This window comes from Bacillus sp. FMQ74 (assembly GCF_001875785.1).
Taxonomy (GTDB): Bacteria; Bacillota; Bacilli; order Bacillales; family Bacillaceae; genus Bacillus; species Bacillus stercoris.
This window is the reverse complement of sequence record NZ_MOEO01000007.1, coordinates 83,722-100,673: the sequence shown is the minus strand read 5'-3', so window position 1 is coordinate 100,673 and position 16,952 is coordinate 83,722. Positions and strand designations below refer to the sequence as shown.

Sequence of the window (16,952 nt, the reverse complement as noted above, 5' to 3'; positions counted from 1 at the left end):
AGGTCTTTACGAATGTCATTGCCCCCATTATCCTTAACATAGGGGAGGACTTTTCATGAAGAGTTTGCTTGCATGTCTCGCACTGATGATCGCTGGAATTGCAACCGCTTTATTTATCGGATTCCATGATCATACCGGCAATAAAGAGCTTGTTTATGATGACGACCAGGAAGGCTTGCAGGATCAAATCGTATTTAAATTCAGCCACGTGGTTGCTGAAAATACGCCAAAAGGGCTGGCCGCCAATAAATTCGCTGATCTGGTGAACGAAAAATCAGGCGGGAAAATAAAAATAGAAGTATTTCCGAATGGAAGCCTGTACTCGGACATTGAAGAAATCGAAGCATTGCAAAACGGCGATGTTCAATTTATCGCCCCCTCAACATCCAAGCTCGGCATGCTCTCGCCTGAATGGGGAGTGCTGGATCTGCCGTATGCTTTTACAGATTACAATGCCGCCAAAAAAGGGCTGAATGGAAGCATCGGCACACAGCTGTTTGATTCTCTAAAGAAAAACCAATTAAAAGGACTGGCCTATTGGACGAACGGCTTTAAACAAATCACGACAAATCAAGGGCCGGTCAAAACACCGGATGATTTAAAAGGGCAGGATCTGCGCATTATGCAAAGCGATGTGATAGAGGATCAGTTCAAGCTGCTTGGCGCAATACCTCATCAGGAATCCTTCAATTCTACCTTTCAGCTGTTAGAAAACAATGTAGTTGATGGTGAAGAAAATACAATCTCAAACATCTATTCTAAAAAATTTTATAATGTTCAGGACTATTTGACAATAAGCAGCCACGGTTACCTCGGCTACGCTGTCATGACTGATGAACACTTCTGGAAGTCGCAAACCCCAGAAACAAGGCGCATTTTGACTGAAGCGATGAAGGAGACGACGGAGTGGAATGAAACGTATGCCGAACAAATGAACAAGGAGCAGCTGGAGGAAATCAAAAAGAATTCTGCTATACATATTTATGAGCTGTCGGATAAAGAGAAAAAAGAATGGATGAAGCGTCTTGATCCTGTATACCGGCAGTACGAGCCAATCTTTGGCCGGAAGCTGATCAAGGAACTGTTGGAGCTGCGAAAAGATTCATAGCTCCCATCTCGATACGCTGTTTTTCGTTTATCTTTCAAACGAGCGGAAATATAAAAAGAGATAAACGAAAAAAGGAGATGGGTACATGTTTAAGCACACAAAAATGCTGCAGCATCCTGCTAAACCAGATCGTCCAGATCCATTATTCGCTAAAAAAATGCAAGAAATTTTAGGCGGGCAATTCGGAGAAATTTCAGTTGCCATGCAGTACTTATTTCAAGGCTGGAACACAAGAGGAAATGAAAAATACAAGGACTTGCTGATGGATACGGCAACCGAGGAGCTCGGGCATGTTGAAATGATTGCAACAATGATTGCCAGACTTCTTGAGGATGCACCTCTTGATCAGCAGGAAAAAGCTGCTGAAGATCCGGTCATCGGCTCCATCCTAGGCGGCATGAACCCTCACCATGCGATTGTATCAGGACTTGGCGCTATGCCTGAAAGCAGTACAGGCGTACCTTGGAGCGGCGGTTATATCGTAGCAAGCGGAAACCTGCTGGCAGACTTCCGCGCCAACCTGAATGCGGAATCACAGGGCCGTCTGCAGGTCGCACGCCTGTTTGAAATGACGGATGACAAAGGCGTCAAAGATATGCTCAGCTTCCTGCTGGCACGTGACACGATGCACCAAAATCAATGGCTCGCCGCCATTAAAGAATTAGAAGCACAGGAAGGTCCGGTTGTGCCGGGTACATTCCCGAAAGCGCTCGAAAAACAAGAGTTCTCACATCAGCTTATCAATTTCTCTGAAGGCGAAGAAAGCGCCAAGCAAAACTGGCTGAATGAAAAAGCGCCGGACGGAGAAGCCTTTGAATATGTAAAAGAAGCAAAAACGTTTGGAGAAAAACCGGAGTTAAAACCAGCACCGCCTTTTGTTCATAATACACTTCCGGGACGCGAGTAAAGAGACAAGCCCAAAACATGATGTTTTGGGCTTTGATTATGCCTTCAGAACCGTCCAGTCTGGTTCGTACCGGATATCGGGGTTATGTAACAGATCGTGAACGAACGGTTTATCCTCTTCGTACACCGTTACCTCTATCGAAAGAATTACAGCCTTCTGATCGTTTTCCTCGTATATGCTGTCATGTTCATTCTCCATAAAATGATCATAGGCTTCTCTGTTTTCCCATACACTGATGATTTCTGCGGTGAGCGGCTCGTCTATCGTTTTTCGCCAGCCGCCGGCCTGTTTGATGAAGCCATTCACATGTGATAGCGCTCCCCACTGTGACTGCGCTTTTGCAAATGCTTCAGCGTTTGCAGCGTCTACTTCACATATGATCTTTTTGATTAGCATGGCTACTCCTCTATGATGACGGTTTCGGCTTGTTTATGCTCCACACAGAGATTTACCGTTCTGACGTAAGAGCGTGTGCGGTGAACCGTGCCTTTCGGGATGAGCAGGCTGTCATTTGCTTTGAGCACCGCGGTTTCTTTGTCCTTAAAATCGATCAGCAGCTCCCCTTCAAGAACAATAAACAATTCGTCTGAGTCAGGGTGATGGTGCCAGTCATATTCTCCCGTAAACACCGCAAGGCGCACGCAGTGGTCGTTGACCTCTGAAATTGAAAAATTAGCGTGCTTTTCTTTGACTTCATTTGCGATGGCGAGCAAGTTTTGCATCTTGGACATTAGCGAAAACCCCTTTTTCACTTATTGTATCGCAATAGTAGCATAAATTGAGAAGATTCCAAAAAAAGCGATCCAGCTGATGTGCCGGATCGCTTTGCTTTTTTATTTACAGGTTGTCTGCCTTTATACTTTTGATTAGTCGTTGTTGCGGGCGTTTCCGCCTTTTGAGCCGATTTCTTGGTAGAATTCTTTATCATGATTTTTGCTTGTAGCCTCTCCGCCTTTACGGCCGATTTCTTGATAGAATTCTTTATCATGATTTTCGCTAGTGGCTTCTCCGCCTTTTTCACCGATTTCTTGATAGAACTCTTTGTCATGATTTTCGCTAGTGGCTTCTCCGCCTTTTTCACCGATTTCTTGATAGAATTCTTTGTCATGGTTTTTGCTAGTGGCTTCTCCGCCTTTTTTCCCAATCTCTTGATAGAATTCTTTGTCATGGTTCTTGCTTGTTGTTTCTCCGCCTTTTCTACCTGCTTCTTCTCTGCTCATTTTGTTATCGTCTGCCATTTTGAATTCCTCCTTTAATTGGTGTTGGTTGTTGTATTCCCGCTATCAATTCTTTTAAACAAACAAAACACATTGGGTGTGTTTTCAATAAAAAAGCAGGCGGAGCGCGGTGTCCGTCTGCTTTCTGCTATTCCATCTCTCGTTCTGTATCTTTCAGTCGTTCAAGAATGCGCCTCTTTTTGTACAGCATCATGCCTGTCTCGGTAATGTCGTTTAATGTTGAGCGATTGGCAGCGGCGCCAAAAACCATTCCGGCGACCGGCACCAGCTGGAAAAGCTTTTTCCAGCCGAACGTGTCTCGATAGCCTAAAACGACTTCACGCCAGCCTTGGATTTGAGATGCGACATTCTTATATGTACGGTCTTGATCGTAGTGTTTTAATTCTTGCAAAATCGATCTTTTGCCGACAACATCAGCCGACGTCAGCTGCAAACATTTCACTATGAAGACGCGTTCTTTTTTCTCCTTTGGGTCATAGCCGTATGCAACTGCGATATCCTGTAATGTTTTTAGTGATAAGCCAAGCACTGCCGGAATGTCTGCCGCCAGCGTAAACACGCCGCCCACACCGGTTGTCGCGCCTTGAACGGTTGCTGCGTTGATTCTGTTTTTGCCCATTCCTTCCGCAATTTCATCCATGACAGGAAGAGGCGCTTTCCGGACGTCCTCCAGTGATTCAAAGATCTCCTCCGGCAATTTCTTTTGAAACATCCTGATAATCTGTTTTTCAGATGTCAGGTACTGTCCGCCTGTTTGAATAAAACTGCCGATCTCATCCAAGAGCTTGCCGATCTTTTTCTGAATGAATTCAGGTGTCAGCTTGTCCAGCAGCTGAAACGGGAGACGGCTGAGCTTTTCCCAAAACCAGACTTTTTGCTGAGCTTTTTCCCATTTCTCTATCTCTTTTAATTGCTGATGTAAGTCTTCTTTTCGTTCTGTTGGCACCCAATCCGCACTTCCCTTCCGTTTTTTCTACTATATAGTATACATTCATTTGTTCAGGTGCGTTTTTATTTTTCACCTGCGGGTACCATTTTTATAAAAGAAAAAGGAGTGATGGACATGCCATGGTCGATGAAGGATTATCCCGCTTCATTAAAGAACCTTGAGAAGCCGGTCAAGAAAAAAGCAATTGAGATTGCGAATGCGATGATTGATGAGGGATATGAGGACGGACGTGCGATCCCGATTGCGACAAGCAAAGCGAAGGAATGGGCGGAAAACGCCTCTACAGATGAAATTGATGATTTCCTCAAACATGATGACGAGACAGAACACGATGAAGGTTCCAACAGCGGCGGAGACCCTGAACTCATGGATAAAGCAGAGCATGTCATCAAGCATAAAAACGGCTGGGCAGTCAAAGCCGAGGGAGCCAAACGCGCGTCTGACATCAAGGATACAAAGAGAGAAGCGATTGAACGGGCAAAGGAAATCGCTGCGCATAAAGGCACTGAGGTCGTTGTTCATTTGGCTGACGGCAGTGTTCATAGAAAGATCAAAACGGGATCATAAAGCGATATGCTTTTAGGTGTTTCGAAATGAGCAGGAGCGGTTATTGATTGGTAAATCATTTATGAGAGGTGATCATGATGCTTAGCTTTTTGGTTTCATTAGTGGTTGCTATTGTTATCGGATTAATTGGAAGCGCCATTGCAGGAAATCGGCTGCCGGGAGGAATTTTCGGCTCTATGATTGCCGGGCTGATCGGTGCTTGGATCGGGCACGGACTTCTTGGCACATGGGGACCGAGCCTCGCAGGCTTTGCTATTTTCCCGGCCATCATCGGGGCAGCCATCTTCGTATTCTTGCTGGGCCTGATATTCCGCGGGCTGCGGAAGGAAGCCTAGACTGATTTGATACAGGAGGCATCGTTTCGAACTGAAACGATGCCTTTTTATATGGGACCTTATCCCGAATCCCTACATATCATGTTACATAACAGGGAAAAATTCAGAAGTGTATTTTGAACATTTTCGGTTGACAAGAAACCGGGATGGTCATATGATGTAGATAAAATAATTTGCCTTAAGGAAACTCTTTGTTGTACGGCAAAAACAATCAGAATTCAGGTGAGACATGATGAACAAGGACATCACAGCACAATCTCCCCGTTCCAAAGCCGTCCAAGATGCGCTTGACGGGAAAATCAGAGGATTCAGAGGGCTGCTCCCTTTTCTGGGCCCTGCATTTATAGCAGCCATTGCCTATATTGATCCCGGCAACTTCGCAACGAATATTTCGGCGGGTTCTAAATACGGATACATGCTCTTATGGGTGATATTATTTTCTAATATCATGGCGCTTTTAATTCAATCCCTATCCGCCAAACTTGGTATTGCGACAGGCAAAAATTTGCCTGAGGTTGCCCGTGAAGAGTTCCCGAAGCCTGTCTCGATCGGATTATGGATTCAGGGCGAGCTTGTCATTATCGCAACTGATCTGGCGGAATTTATCGGAGCGGCTCTGGGACTGTATTTGCTGTTCGGCATTCCGATGCTTGAAGCGTCTATTATAGCGGCGATCGGTTCTTTCGCGATCTTGGAGCTTCAGCGCCGCGGTTATCGCTCACTTGAAGCCGGCATTGCCGGTATGCTGTTTGTAGTCGTGATCGCCTTTGCACTGCAGACATTTTTCGCAAAGCCTGATGCCGTGTCAGTGATGAAGGGCCTCTTTGTCCCGGCGTTTCATGGCACTGACAGTGTGCTTCTTGCCGCGGGTATTCTCGGCGCAACTGTTATGCCGCACGCCATTTATTTGCACTCTGCCCTTACACAGCGGCGGGTGGTCGGCAAAACGGATGCAGAACGGAAAAAAATCTTCAGATTTGAATTTATTGATATTTTAATAGCGATGCTGATTGCAGGAGCTATTAATGCAAGTATGCTGATTGTGGCTGCCGCATTATTCTTCAAAAACGGCCTGTTTGTTGAGGACCTTGATGTCGCGTTTCAGCAATTCGGACATCTTGTCAGCCCTATGTCTGCGGCTTTATTCGGGATTGGGCTGCTCGTTGCCGGGCTATCCAGTTCGTCTGTCGGCACACTTTCAGGCGACGTGATTATGCAAGGATTTATCAACTACCGCATCCCGCTTTATGTACGGCGGTTTATCACGATCATTCCGCCGATCCTGATCATCGCGTCTGGCGTTAATCCGACGACCGCTCTCGTATTGAGCCAGGTCGTGCTGTCCTTCGGGATCGCCTTTGCCCTCATTCCGCTTATTCTGTTTACAAGCAATAAACGGATCATGGGATCTCTGATCAACGCCAAATGGGTCACAGTGGTGTCTTGGCTGATTGCGGTATTGATCGTCGCTTTGAATGTGTTTTTAATTGTAGATACGTTTCGATAAAAAACCGGCTGCAAAAGCCGGTTTTTTATTTTTGGCAAAAGCTCATTGATACCCTTTTTGACAGAAATTTGTTATGATAGAAGAAAAAATCGGAGTTTTGATATGTCAGTATTTATTCTGTTTTATTTGTGGATTGTTCCTATTGTAATCGGCATTATATGTTCTGTCGCTGCCTATAAATCCAAGGGGAAAATGAGAGTCGCACCTGGCATTGCCATGATCGTGCTCAGTATCATTTCCTTGATCACCGCGTTTACAGCCGGACACACGAATTTCCACGTGTTTATCGGCGGCATGTTTTTATTCGGCACCTTCTTGGTCGGTTCTGCTTTTCCTTTCTTCTTCGGGCTGAAGAAAAAAGAGAAATAGCCCTATACCGAGAAGAGTTTTGTGAAATTTGATAAGAATAAACAAATGAAACATACAAGGACAAATGCGCTGATCTTTTTGCTTTGAAAGAAGATGCATTTGTCCTTTTGTCCGTTTTGAGCATGGTGAAAATCGTGATATGACGCATAGATCATTCCTGCAGATCCTAATACATACAACGATAATTTTATGAACTCAAACATGTAATCCTCCTCATACCAATATAGTACAAGGATAACCTGAAATACATTTGTTTCCAACACTAAAAAGAGGCCTCTAAAAGGGCCTCTTTTTTTTAGAATAACCGCTTCAAACTTTTCTTCAGTGATGGCATTTCGATTTTTTGGTTTTCGAAGAAGTTTTTCAGCATGTACTTGCTAAAGCCTTTTGCCTGCCCGTAGGTGATTTTGCCAGGAAGCGGCGGTTCGTTTCCAATCATGACATCCACAACGACAGGTTGGTCAGAGTGCAGCGCCTCATGGAAAGCCGGCGCAAGCTCTTCCGCTTTGGTCACTTTAATGCCCTTTGCTCCGCAGCTTTCTGCAAATGCGGCATAGTCGACATTTTGAAGTTTTGTGACATAGTCGATATTGCCTTTGACCTGCTGCTCATACTCAATCATGCCGAGATTTTCATTGTTTAAAATGACAACCGTGATCGGGAGCTTATATTTGACGGCGGTCGGAAGATCCTGCATGACCATGGAAAATCCCCCGTCACCGCAGACGGCAATCGCTTGGCGTTCCGGTTCGGACAAGCTTGCTGCGATCGCTCCCGGCAGGCCGCATCCCATTGTCGCAAGCCAGCTGGAAACGATGAAATCCTGTTTCGCGTTCATTTTGAAATGACGCGCCATCCAAACTGTCACAGTGCCGACATCTACAGAGAGCACCGCATCATCAGCAGCCGCTTCCTGAAGACGTGCCACGACCTGCTGGGGTTTAAGCGGTGTTGTTGCCTCTGTCTCATCTTTTTCAATTTCGTTCCACCAATGCTGCATATGTTCTGTGCAGGCATTCAGGAATCTTCTGTCTTCCTTGCGTTCAATATACTCTGTCAATTCGCGCAGGCCGAGAACCGAATCGCAGACAAGGCCCGCTGTCACCGGATACCGTTTTCCGATTTTCGCCGGGTCTGAATCGAGCTGGATTGCCGGTGTGTCATCAGGTAAATAATCGCGGTACGGGAATGACGTTCCGAGCATGATTAATAAATCACATTCCTCCATTGCCTCGTAAGCCGGCTTTGTTCCGATCTGCCCGAGGTTGCCGAGAAAATGCGGGTGCTTATCGGGAACGACGCCTTTTGCCGGTAGTGTGACAACGATCGGAGCGGCGGCTTTGTCCGCAAATTCTAAGAGCTCCCGTTTCGCCTTTTTCATACCCTGCCCCGCCAAGATAATCGGCTTCTTAGCATTATTAATATATTGGGCGCAGGTGACGAGCTGTTCTTTTTTCGGTTCAAGGTTCCCTTCAATATACACTGGTGAAGTATACATAGGCTCGCGTTTGATTTTCTCCGCAAACAGATCATCTGACACGCTCAATACCGCAACGCCTTTTTTGCTGTAGGCGGTCCTGATCGCCTGATTTAAGAGATCCGGAAGTGATTCCGCGCTATGTACCTCTCTGTTGAACACAGCCACGTCCTCAAACATTTGCTCCAGCTTAATCTCCTGGAAATAGTCCCGTCCGACTTCGCCAGAAGAAACCTGTCCTGCAATCGCCAGCACAGGGGCGCCGTCCGCTTTTGCATCATATAAACCATTTAATAAGTGCACAGCCCCCGGTCCAGCGATCGACAGACAGACTCCGATCTTGCCGGTGAGTTTTGCTTCAGCCGCGGCTGCCAGTGCCGCCACCTCTTCATGGCGGGTTTGAATGAACTTCAGTTGATTTCTTTCGTGTCTTAATTCTTCAATAAACTCATTTATACTATCTCCGGGGATGCCGTAAACATGATCAACTCCCCATTGCTCAAGCAGCTCTGTCATTGCTTGTCCTGCAGTTTTGTGTGCCATAACGTATCCTCCTTTTTCCTTTTTTCAATACCACAGGAGAAAGGCTTTAAAACCCCGAGACCTTTATCGCTTGCCCAGTCTTCTTTTCAACAGATCGATCGCCGCAAGCATGCCGACGTCCTTGAGGGTGATGGCTGCGTTTAAGGTGCCATTCACGTAATCTTTGATTTGCCGTTTTCGGTTCGGCACCATAAAAAGCGGCAAACGCTGCGGAGAAAACCACTTTAATCGTGCTGTCTCTGTGCCGTCCGCTATTGCTTGTCCGCCTGTTATGCTTCCAAAAAACACATGCTGTTCATCTAGAAACTTCAGTCTTTGATAAACACCTATTTTCGCAGAAAGCGCTGTATTGTATCCTGTCTCTTCCAATACTTCACGTACTGCCGCTGCCTCAGCCGATTCCCCCGGATCAATCCTGCCGCCCGGCAGATCCCATAAAGGAACATCTTTTCGTTTGACCAATAGAATCTGCTGATTTTCGTTCAGTACGATCACAAAAGCACCTTGTGTATACACCGCCATTCCTCCCTTTCCCGCAAAAAAAGACCAAGGTGACTCCCTTGGCCCTAGAGCTTTACTTTTTAAAATGATACGGCAGTGTGGCAACCATTATGTCCTTTTTCCAGAACAACCGTACTCTGAGGAGGAAGGCCGATTGGTTGTGAAGGATGGTGTGCCAGCGTTTTTTCGTTATAAATTGCGGAAACAGCACCATAACGGAAAACTGCTCCTTCTTCGCTTTTGCCTCAACTGTTTCTAAAAACTTATCAAACGGATGGACAAGGCTTCTGTACGAGGAGTGAAGCGTAACGAGACGCACTCCGTTATTAAGCTCTTCCCAGCGTTTTTCGACTTTCTTTTCCTGTTCTCTGTCAAATGACACGTGAACGGCGATCACCTGATCGGACAGTGATTTCGCATAGTGAATCGATTTTTGCACGACGGTGGTGACACCGGCCACAGGCACAATCACAACGGTGCCTTTGATTTCTTCCGGCTCTTTGTCTACGATGCGAAGCTGTTCACCAACCGCTGTATAGTGATTTTTAATCGCAAAAAACAGCAAAACGACGATAGGCATAAAGATTAACACAGGCCATACGACATTAAACTTCGTCACAAACAGAATGGATAGAACCATAAATGAGATCAGAGCGCCACAGGAGTTGATCAGCATTTTTCCGATCCAGCCTTTTGGTTTTTGCTTGATCCATTTAACGCACATGCCGGTTTGTGAAAGCGTAAATGGAATAAATACGCCCACAGCATATAACGGGATTAAGTGCTCCGTCTGTCCTCCGAATAAGATAATGAGAACAATGGACGCAAAGCCTAAAAAGATAATCCCATTTGAGAAGCCTAAGCGGTCGCCCCTGACTGTAAACATTCGCGGCATATACTGGTCTCTCGCCAGGTTGAAGGCAAGCTGCGGGAAGGCTGAAAATCCCGTATTTGCCGCAAGAACCAAAATAAGCGATGTGACACCTTGGATGACATAGTAGAACACATTCCGCCCGAAGGTTTCGGATGCAATTTGTGAAACCACTGTTTCATCGGGCTTAGGTGCCGTTCCATATCCGTATGCGAGCACCGTGATGCCAGAAAACAGAATCGCCAGCAAAATCCCCATCATCGCAAGCGTTCTTGCCGCGTTTCGCGCAGGCGGGTTTTTGAAAGCAGGAATGGCGTTAGAAATGGCCTCAACTCCCGTCAACGCTGAGCATCCGGAGGAAAAAGCCTTAAGCAGCAAAAACAGCGTAATGCCGGCTACAGGTGTGCCGAGCGGTGTATGATGGACTGGCTGGTCTATTTGTCCTGTCATGAGCTTGAACAACCCGACTGCAATGAGAACCAATAGCGCCACCACAAACAGATAAACCGGGTAGGCAAGAATGGATGCCGATTCCGAAAGCCCGCGCAGGTTCAAAATCATAATCACTAACACGAGAAAAATAGCGATCGGCACATGATAATCATGCAATGCAGGAAAGGCCGACGTGATGGCGTCCGTGCCTGCGGAAATACTTACCGCTACCGTTAAAATATAATCGACAAGCAATGAACCGCCCGCGATCAATCCAGGCTTTTCACCGAGGTTTTCTTTCGAAACAACATAAGCCCCGCCGCCCTGCGGATAAGCGTAAATAATTTGCCTGTATGAAAGAATCAGTGCGAGCAGTAATATGAGAACACCGACCGCAATCGGAATGGAGTACCAAAATGCGGCAGCACTGATTGTTGCTAAAATGATTAGAATTTGCTCGGTCCCATATGCGACAGATGACAGCGCATCTGAGGAAAGCATTGCCAAGGCTTTTAATTTCGTCAGTTTTTGCTCTCCAGCTGCTTGAGATTTTAGTGGTTTCCCAATCAAAAAACGTTTGATTGAATGATACATCGGTGTCTTCCCCTTTTAATTTCTCATTTTTCAATTAAAACAATAAAACATCAGTGTCTTGCTCTCACATTTTGCAATAGTCCTTTCTGCTATGATGTCTCTGTATGCGATTTACATTCCTAAAAATGAACGGCAAAAAACACAGAGGCAAACGGATGCCCCTGTGCCATAACATCGAACACAGGTTTCATTCATCTCCTCTCACGAACGCTTACGAGGTTAGCTGACGGATTCGGGCATATGAGAGTTAGCCCTACCTAAAAAGGATTCACCCCAACGGCAAAAAGCCATTCTAATGGGTCCCCCGCTCTGATTTCAGATTAAGCGATTTGTTTTCTAAAAGAGATCATACTCCCCTTCCCACACGTTGTAAAGAGGCTTATTGGCTGGGAGAAAAAAATAAAATGACAAGTTCCACAAATGGAACTTTCTTGCCAAAAACAAAAAAACAGAGGCATGAAATGCCCCTGTTTTAATCTGTATCTGTCTTTCTTTTTCTGCGTCTTACGGCAATCCAAATGAACAATGCCGCAATTACCATAATAAGCGCCAGCACACCAATATACATCCATTTCTGGCTATGATCCAGTGTTGGTTGTTCTGCGCCGGAGCTGTTTGTCTCCGATTTGAGCTGCTGATGGTTTGTAAACACCTGCTGGCTATTTGTTTCATTAAGGACGGTTGCCGAATCATCGTTGCTGTTCAGATAATTGATGATCTCTTTCGTGACAGCCGTGCCCTCTCCTTTTGCCGGTGCAAAAACAGCCATTGTGTAGTGTGAATCCCAAGGTGATGCTTGGGTAAACACCACTTGTTTTGTCGTCTCATTCAACATCCCAAAGCCTGACACATCAAACGAGCCGGTCCTTGCCTGCGGCACGAGCAGGTCTGATGATTTCTCCTTCAGAAGAGAAAATTGATTGATCCCCCCTATAAAAATGAGGTTTCGACCTTTCACATCGTTTGCTGTAACGTCAGATGATTTCTTTACCGTGTATGAATGCTGTGCTTCGTTGCCAAAGGATTCCGTTACGAGAGAAAGCTCCTCAAGCTTCGGTTGGCTTACGGTGTCAGGAAGCACGATTATCGTTGTTTGATCCTGATTTCCGGCGTAAGGAAGCGGCCATTCTTGAAAATCCGCTGACGGGGACATCCCTTTGATGGCGTATGTTAATGTACTGCTTTTATCGATAAAGACCCACTTTTCTTCATCAGTGGTGTTGCAAGGGTTGTTTTCCTTTAACCCCGTTGTGACGAACTGAATATCAATGTAGCGGTTTTTTTGCAGCAGCTTAGGGTCCACTTTCACCGTGACATGATAGAATCCGTTTTTATCTTCTTTTCCTAAGTCATCAAGACGGACCGAATGCGGCTGGCCGTTGATCATCACTTTCAGCTCTGCAGCCTGAGAAGCCGATTCATTTTCGTCCGTTGAGGCTTGAATCGTTTCAGACTTTTTCAGTTTAAGCGACAGCTTCGCTGATTGGTTTTCATCTAAAACAGCCGAAGCCGGATAAAAATAATGTGCTGAAGATGTTTTGTCAGCTCCAATTGTGATATCGCCCGCTCCAAAATTCTCAAGGGTCAGCTTATCGCTTTCATTTTTTTCAGTCTGCTGAAGCTTGCCGATTGAAAGTGTATCGCCGCTGAGCTGGCCTGTGTATGTCTGATCTGTCATCACGCTGATTTTTTTAGCGAGCGCGTCCTCGGACGCCGCTTGCGCAAACAGAACCGGCTGCTGTTTGCCCTCTGCTTTCAGCACCCGCTCCGCAAGCAGAAGGTTTTCTCCTTTTGCCTGTAGCCCAGCTTGTTTCAACAGTTTTTTCACTTTGCCGTTCCAATGCTTGTCCACGCCGATAACAATCGTCGGCTTATCGATTTTTTTCAGTTCAGATTCCGTGACATACGCAATACTGACACTGCTGTCCACCGTTTTCAAATAGCCTTCTGTTTTAACAGCAGCTTCTATTTCTGCTGAACTTGGGTTATCCGGAATGACGATAGCTGTTTCTTCCGCTGTATTTCCAGATTGGGCGAAAGGATACGGATAATGGTCCAGCGACGTTCCCTTCGCTTCACTGCTGTCAGCAAGCGTCAGCCGGCTGTCCGGATAAATTTTGATCCAGTTTCCAGACGTATCCTGTCTGACACAAACGCCCTCTTTCATTACGCCGTAAAATTTCAGCGATACGTTGTGATAACCTTGCGTTGACTGGCTTTTATTCAGATTCAGCTTCACTGTTTTCCGTTTGGAATCACCATCAAGCTTTAACGTTTTGACTGGTTCATCATCAATGACAGCCGTTAACGATGAAGGAGAGATTAAAAGATTTGATGCTTCGTATTCAATTACCAATTGCTGATTGCCTGAAGAGGCGCCTGCCGGGATCTGATACGTCAGCTCCGCGCTGTCTTTTGATCCATACAGTGTAATCAGCTCGCTTGTCAGCACCTGCTGTTTGGCTTGTTCTTGGCTGCTTTTCCCAAGAAGCGAACCGCTGACCTGTACATCCTTGGCAAGAGCCGGTTGTCCAGCCATCGCCAGCAGCATGAAGCTTGTGAGAAAAATCATTATTTGTTTCAAAAAGGTCACCCGCTTTTATGTTGATTGTATCGTTCTGTCTTGTACCATTTGACCTCCTGCTTGAATAAACGGTGCTTGATTTCTACGAATAAAGAGTAGATAACAAGCACAATCCATGCCTGCGAGTATGTAAAGTACATGAGAAATACGATAAAAAAGTTTTGCCTGTTCATTTCTGTTTTTTCAATGCTCAACGTAATCATGACCTCTGTCATAAATAAGAAAAATGCCAAAATCCAGAGAATCATTGCCAAAAATCCAACCGATAAATGCAAATCATAAAACAAATTCACTATAAAAATCGTATTCGACATGATCACGCCAAAGAAAAACAGGAAGTACGTAAAGAAAAAATAAAACAAATCAAAGATAATCCGTTTTCGTTTCAGCTTGAAAAACTGCGCCAAAAATTTGAGCACGACATATTGATTGCCGCGCGCCCATCGGGTGCGCTGGCGCCACCATACCTTCCATGTTTCCGGCTCCTGCTCCCATGTAATGGCGGCAGGGAAAAAGCGGATGTGATAGCCGAGATTATACACCCGGATGGTCAGCTCAGTATCCTCAGCGAGCGCTTTGTCATCCCAGCCTCCGAGCTTTTCGATAATGCTTCTGCGGATCGCGAAGTTGGTGCCTGGGATCGTGGCGATTTTGAACCACTTCCATCTGCCTCCCTGGGCCATCCACTGAAAACAGATCGTTTCGATATTAATAAACCTCGTCAGCAGCGTCTTTGCTGCATTGATGACGCGGAATTTCCCTACCACGGCGCCTGCCTTTTCGTCATTCATCAGGCCGAGCACGAGATAATACACGGCCATTTTCTCAGGCGTGTTGTCGGCGTCATACACACAGATCACATCGCCATTCGATTCGGCGAAACCGGAGTTAAGTGCAGAGGATTTTCCTTTTCCTGCATTTGGCGGCTTCGTAATCACCATTTTGATGAAATCGTATTTCTCGGAAAATTCATTGACGATATCACCCGTCCGGTCTGACGAATTGTCATTCACGACGATAATCTCCAGCCGGTCCTTTGGATAATAAAGGTTGACCATCGCCTTCAGCGTCTGCCGAATCACAACCTCTTCGTTATGCGCCGGAATGAGGACGCTGACCTTTGGCAGCTCCTTCATGTTTTCTCTCCACTTCGGGATATTCCGTTCGAAGGTCATATAGTGGCGGAACCCGCCCTGCATGAGGAACATGTGGTAGAGAAGCATCACCCATATTAAACTTAGCGAGATAAAGAACAGCGTATTACCCAAGGCTTCTTCTCTCCTTAAAAATTCGTTTTTTCAATGTGGCTCTCAAGTAAAACGTATAACTGACAAACATGATGACAAATAAGAGCACGACAGCGGAGAGAATCCATAATGCCTTTTCCAGAGGGGTTTGCCGATGATGATCGAAAAACTCGTCAATGGCGCTTACGCCGTTTTTCACCTGAATCGTTCCATCACCGCTTGTATGAATTTCCACTTTGTCTGTTTTGACGGTTTGTTGCGTTTTCTTTAAATCAAGCCATTCACTGTCTGGAATGCGTTCCATCTGATCAACCAGCTCCGGCAGATATTTCATCCCGAGATACGGGTGATAAAACCCTCCGGCTACTCCGCCTTCAAAATCAATCATCTGAGAGATATGCTCCTCCATCTCACCGAGCGGGTTTTGCTTTGATGTATCAACAAAGCCGATCGTCTCCGGATAAAGCGTCATTCCGTGCAGCAGCGAAGGAGCGGTCACGAACGGAGGTGCACCGGATGTTTTCCACGTTGTGTCGCTGAGCTGAACCTGGCCGAAAATGCTTGTGAAATACTGTGAGGCGATTTGATAGCCGTATTCGGACATCGTGTAATGCGGCGCTTCAAACGCCAGCGGGTAAAGACCCGATGATGTCAAATCCTCAATGGCCCGCGTCAGTTTTTGCTTCGTATACGTTTCTTCCTTTTCCCGAAATGGTTCGAGATAGCTGAAGTAGGCTTGTTCGTTCGGGAAGTCCTGTGCCTTCTCCAAAATAGCCGGGGTGTCTTCGGCATTTCCGGATGTAATCGGCTGATCCGCCTTTGCATCCCAAAATTCAAAGCCCTCCCCTGTCTCACTGTAACGATAAGCGTGGGTATAGCCGTGAACAATGATGCTGCCGCCCATGCTTTGCAGCTTTTTCAGCACCTTGACCATCTTCGGTTTATCAGACAAATACACTTTGTCGCCTGTTTCCGGATTCAAGTAAACCGGAATGACCGCTAGGATAAAAGGAATATGCCGGTTATGCAGATATGTACCGGCTTGAAGCAGCAATTTTTCATCAGACATCGGGCTGATATCCTCGAGACGCAAATACAATAACGTCGTCCCCGCCTTCTCTCCGAAGGCTTCTCTGAGCTGTTTCGCCACGATCAAATTGTCATTTAACAAATTCGTTAAACCAATGTACACATTCCCTTTTTTTGTTTTCCATATAAAAGAATGCGTTTTGCCGTCGTCGGCTTTGAAGGTGTAAAGCGCCGTTCCTTTCAGGCCTGATACGCTCAGCACATTAAGCCCGCTTTCCAGAGACACATCAGCCTTTTCCGACCTGCTGTGAACCTGAAACACATTTTCTTTGCGGGCTAATGAAAGCCCAGAAAATTGGCTGATTTGGCCTGCGTTATAGCCAATGGCGACAACCGGTTTTTTTACGCCGCTGATAAGAGACAGCAATTTTTTGCTGAGCTTTCTTTTCGTTTGGCCGTAATACATCACATGGTCTTTTCCTTTGAAATCCGACGCTTCAACATCTGAATCTTTTTTGACTGTCACATGGGATGTAAAGTGTCCCGCAAGCAAATCGAGCATTTTGACTTGAGACGACTCTTTGCCGTCCAAGGTTGAATAGATGATGAGAATGCCGGCATCCTGCTCCTTCGCTTGCGCAGAAACGGGAAAAGACGCAATCGCTGAAAGCAGAAGCATTGTGACGCAGAGCAG

At 46.0% G+C, this 16,952-nt stretch carries 16 protein-coding genes and 1 riboswitch; of the genes, 6 read left to right on the top strand and 10 right to left on the bottom strand.

What is annotated here, in order from left to right:
* Positions 1-55: 55 nt before the first annotated feature.
* Both dctB and BLL41_RS14395 read left to right on the top strand, forming a co-directional pair.
* Entirely contained in the window at positions 56-1,108 is a 1,053-nt protein-coding gene (gene dctB, locus BLL41_RS14400) for a C4-dicarboxylate TRAP transporter substrate-binding protein DctB (protein ID WP_071578385.1), read from the top strand.
* Between the two features lie 85 nt (positions 1,109-1,193).
* The gene (locus BLL41_RS14395; protein ID WP_015382816.1) at positions 1,194-2,015 is read left to right on the top strand and encodes a manganese catalase; all 822 of its coding nucleotides are present in this window, start codon (positions 1,194-1,196) and stop codon (positions 2,013-2,015) included.
* A gap of 36 nt (positions 2,016-2,051) precedes the next feature.
* Here the strand turns inward: BLL41_RS14395 and BLL41_RS14390 are convergent, their stop codons facing one another.
* The 4 genes from BLL41_RS14390 to BLL41_RS14375 all read right to left on the bottom strand — a co-directional run bounded on the left by BLL41_RS14390 (position 2,052) and on the right by BLL41_RS14375 (position 4,199).
* Positions 2,052-2,411, bottom strand: a complete 360-nt coding sequence (locus BLL41_RS14390) for a YdbC family protein (protein ID WP_071578384.1) — start codon at positions 2,409-2,411, stop codon at positions 2,052-2,054.
* A 2-nt stretch (positions 2,412-2,413) separates the two neighbouring features.
* Complete coding sequence (locus tag BLL41_RS14385; RefSeq protein ID WP_015482823.1) at positions 2,414-2,746, bottom strand: cupin domain-containing protein; 333 nt, start codon at positions 2,744-2,746, stop codon at positions 2,414-2,416.
* Positions 2,747-2,881: 135 nt separating this feature from the next.
* Positions 2,882-3,253, bottom strand: coding sequence for a glucose starvation-inducible protein GsiB (gsiB, locus tag BLL41_RS14380; RefSeq protein WP_003234357.1), 372 nt, complete (start codon positions 3,251-3,253; stop codon positions 2,882-2,884).
* A gap of 127 nt (positions 3,254-3,380) precedes the next feature.
* Entirely contained in the window at positions 3,381-4,199 is an 819-nt protein-coding gene (locus tag BLL41_RS14375; RefSeq protein WP_071578383.1) for an EcsC family protein, read from the bottom strand.
* Positions 4,200-4,316: 117 nt separating this feature from the next.
* Between BLL41_RS14375 and BLL41_RS14370 the strand changes: the two genes are divergently transcribed.
* The 4 genes from BLL41_RS14370 to BLL41_RS14355 all read left to right on the top strand — a co-directional run bounded on the left by BLL41_RS14370 (position 4,317) and on the right by BLL41_RS14355 (position 6,980).
* Positions 4,317-4,769: a DUF2188 domain-containing protein gene (locus BLL41_RS14370; RefSeq protein ID WP_071578382.1), complete on the top strand. Its 453-nt coding sequence runs from the start codon at positions 4,317-4,319 to the stop codon at positions 4,767-4,769.
* Between the two features lie 77 nt (positions 4,770-4,846).
* A complete protein-coding gene (locus BLL41_RS14365) occupies positions 4,847-5,104 on the top strand; it encodes a GlsB/YeaQ/YmgE family stress response membrane protein (protein WP_071578495.1) in 258 nt (85 codons plus the stop codon).
* A gap of 229 nt (positions 5,105-5,333) precedes the next feature.
* Positions 5,334-6,611: an Nramp family divalent metal transporter gene (locus BLL41_RS14360; RefSeq protein WP_014662829.1), complete on the top strand. Its 1,278-nt coding sequence runs from the start codon at positions 5,334-5,336 to the stop codon at positions 6,609-6,611.
* Positions 6,612-6,713: 102 nt separating this feature from the next.
* Entirely contained in the window at positions 6,714-6,980 is a 267-nt protein-coding gene (locus BLL41_RS14355; protein ID WP_038827757.1) for a hypothetical protein, read from the top strand.
* A gap of 295 nt (positions 6,981-7,275) precedes the next feature.
* Here the strand turns inward: BLL41_RS14355 and BLL41_RS14345 are convergent, their stop codons facing one another.
* The 6 genes from BLL41_RS14345 to BLL41_RS14320 form a co-directional block, all read right to left on the bottom strand.
* Positions 7,276-9,000 carry a pyruvate oxidase gene (locus BLL41_RS14345; RefSeq protein WP_071578380.1) on the bottom strand — a complete coding sequence of 575 codons (1,725 nt, stop codon included), beginning with the start codon at positions 8,998-9,000 and terminating at the stop codon, positions 7,276-7,278.
* Between the two features lie 63 nt (positions 9,001-9,063).
* Positions 9,064-9,516: an NUDIX hydrolase gene (locus BLL41_RS14340; RefSeq protein WP_071578379.1), complete on the bottom strand. Its 453-nt coding sequence runs from the start codon at positions 9,514-9,516 to the stop codon at positions 9,064-9,066.
* A 58-nt stretch (positions 9,517-9,574) separates the two neighbouring features.
* Complete coding sequence (gene kimA / locus BLL41_RS14335) at positions 9,575-11,398, bottom strand: potassium transporter KimA (RefSeq protein ID WP_071578378.1); 1,824 nt, start codon at positions 11,396-11,398, stop codon at positions 9,575-9,577.
* A gap of 193 nt (positions 11,399-11,591) precedes the next feature.
* A riboswitch (cyclic di-AMP (ydaO/yuaA leader) is annotated at positions 11,592-11,735 on the bottom strand.
* A 135-nt stretch (positions 11,736-11,870) separates the two neighbouring features.
* Positions 11,871-13,982, bottom strand: coding sequence for a cellulose biosynthesis cyclic di-GMP-binding regulatory protein BcsB (locus tag BLL41_RS14330; RefSeq protein WP_071578377.1), 2,112 nt, complete (start codon positions 13,980-13,982; stop codon positions 11,871-11,873).
* A gap of 5 nt (positions 13,983-13,987) precedes the next feature.
* Positions 13,988-15,250 carry a glycosyltransferase family 2 protein gene (locus BLL41_RS14325; RefSeq protein ID WP_071578376.1) on the bottom strand — a complete coding sequence of 421 codons (1,263 nt, stop codon included), beginning with the start codon at positions 15,248-15,250 and terminating at the stop codon, positions 13,988-13,990.
* Positions 15,243-16,952: a DUF2334 domain-containing protein gene (locus BLL41_RS14320; RefSeq protein ID WP_083428039.1), complete on the bottom strand. Its 1,710-nt coding sequence runs from the start codon at positions 16,950-16,952 to the stop codon at positions 15,243-15,245. Before BLL41_RS14320 ends, BLL41_RS14325 begins: the two co-directional genes overlap by 8 nt.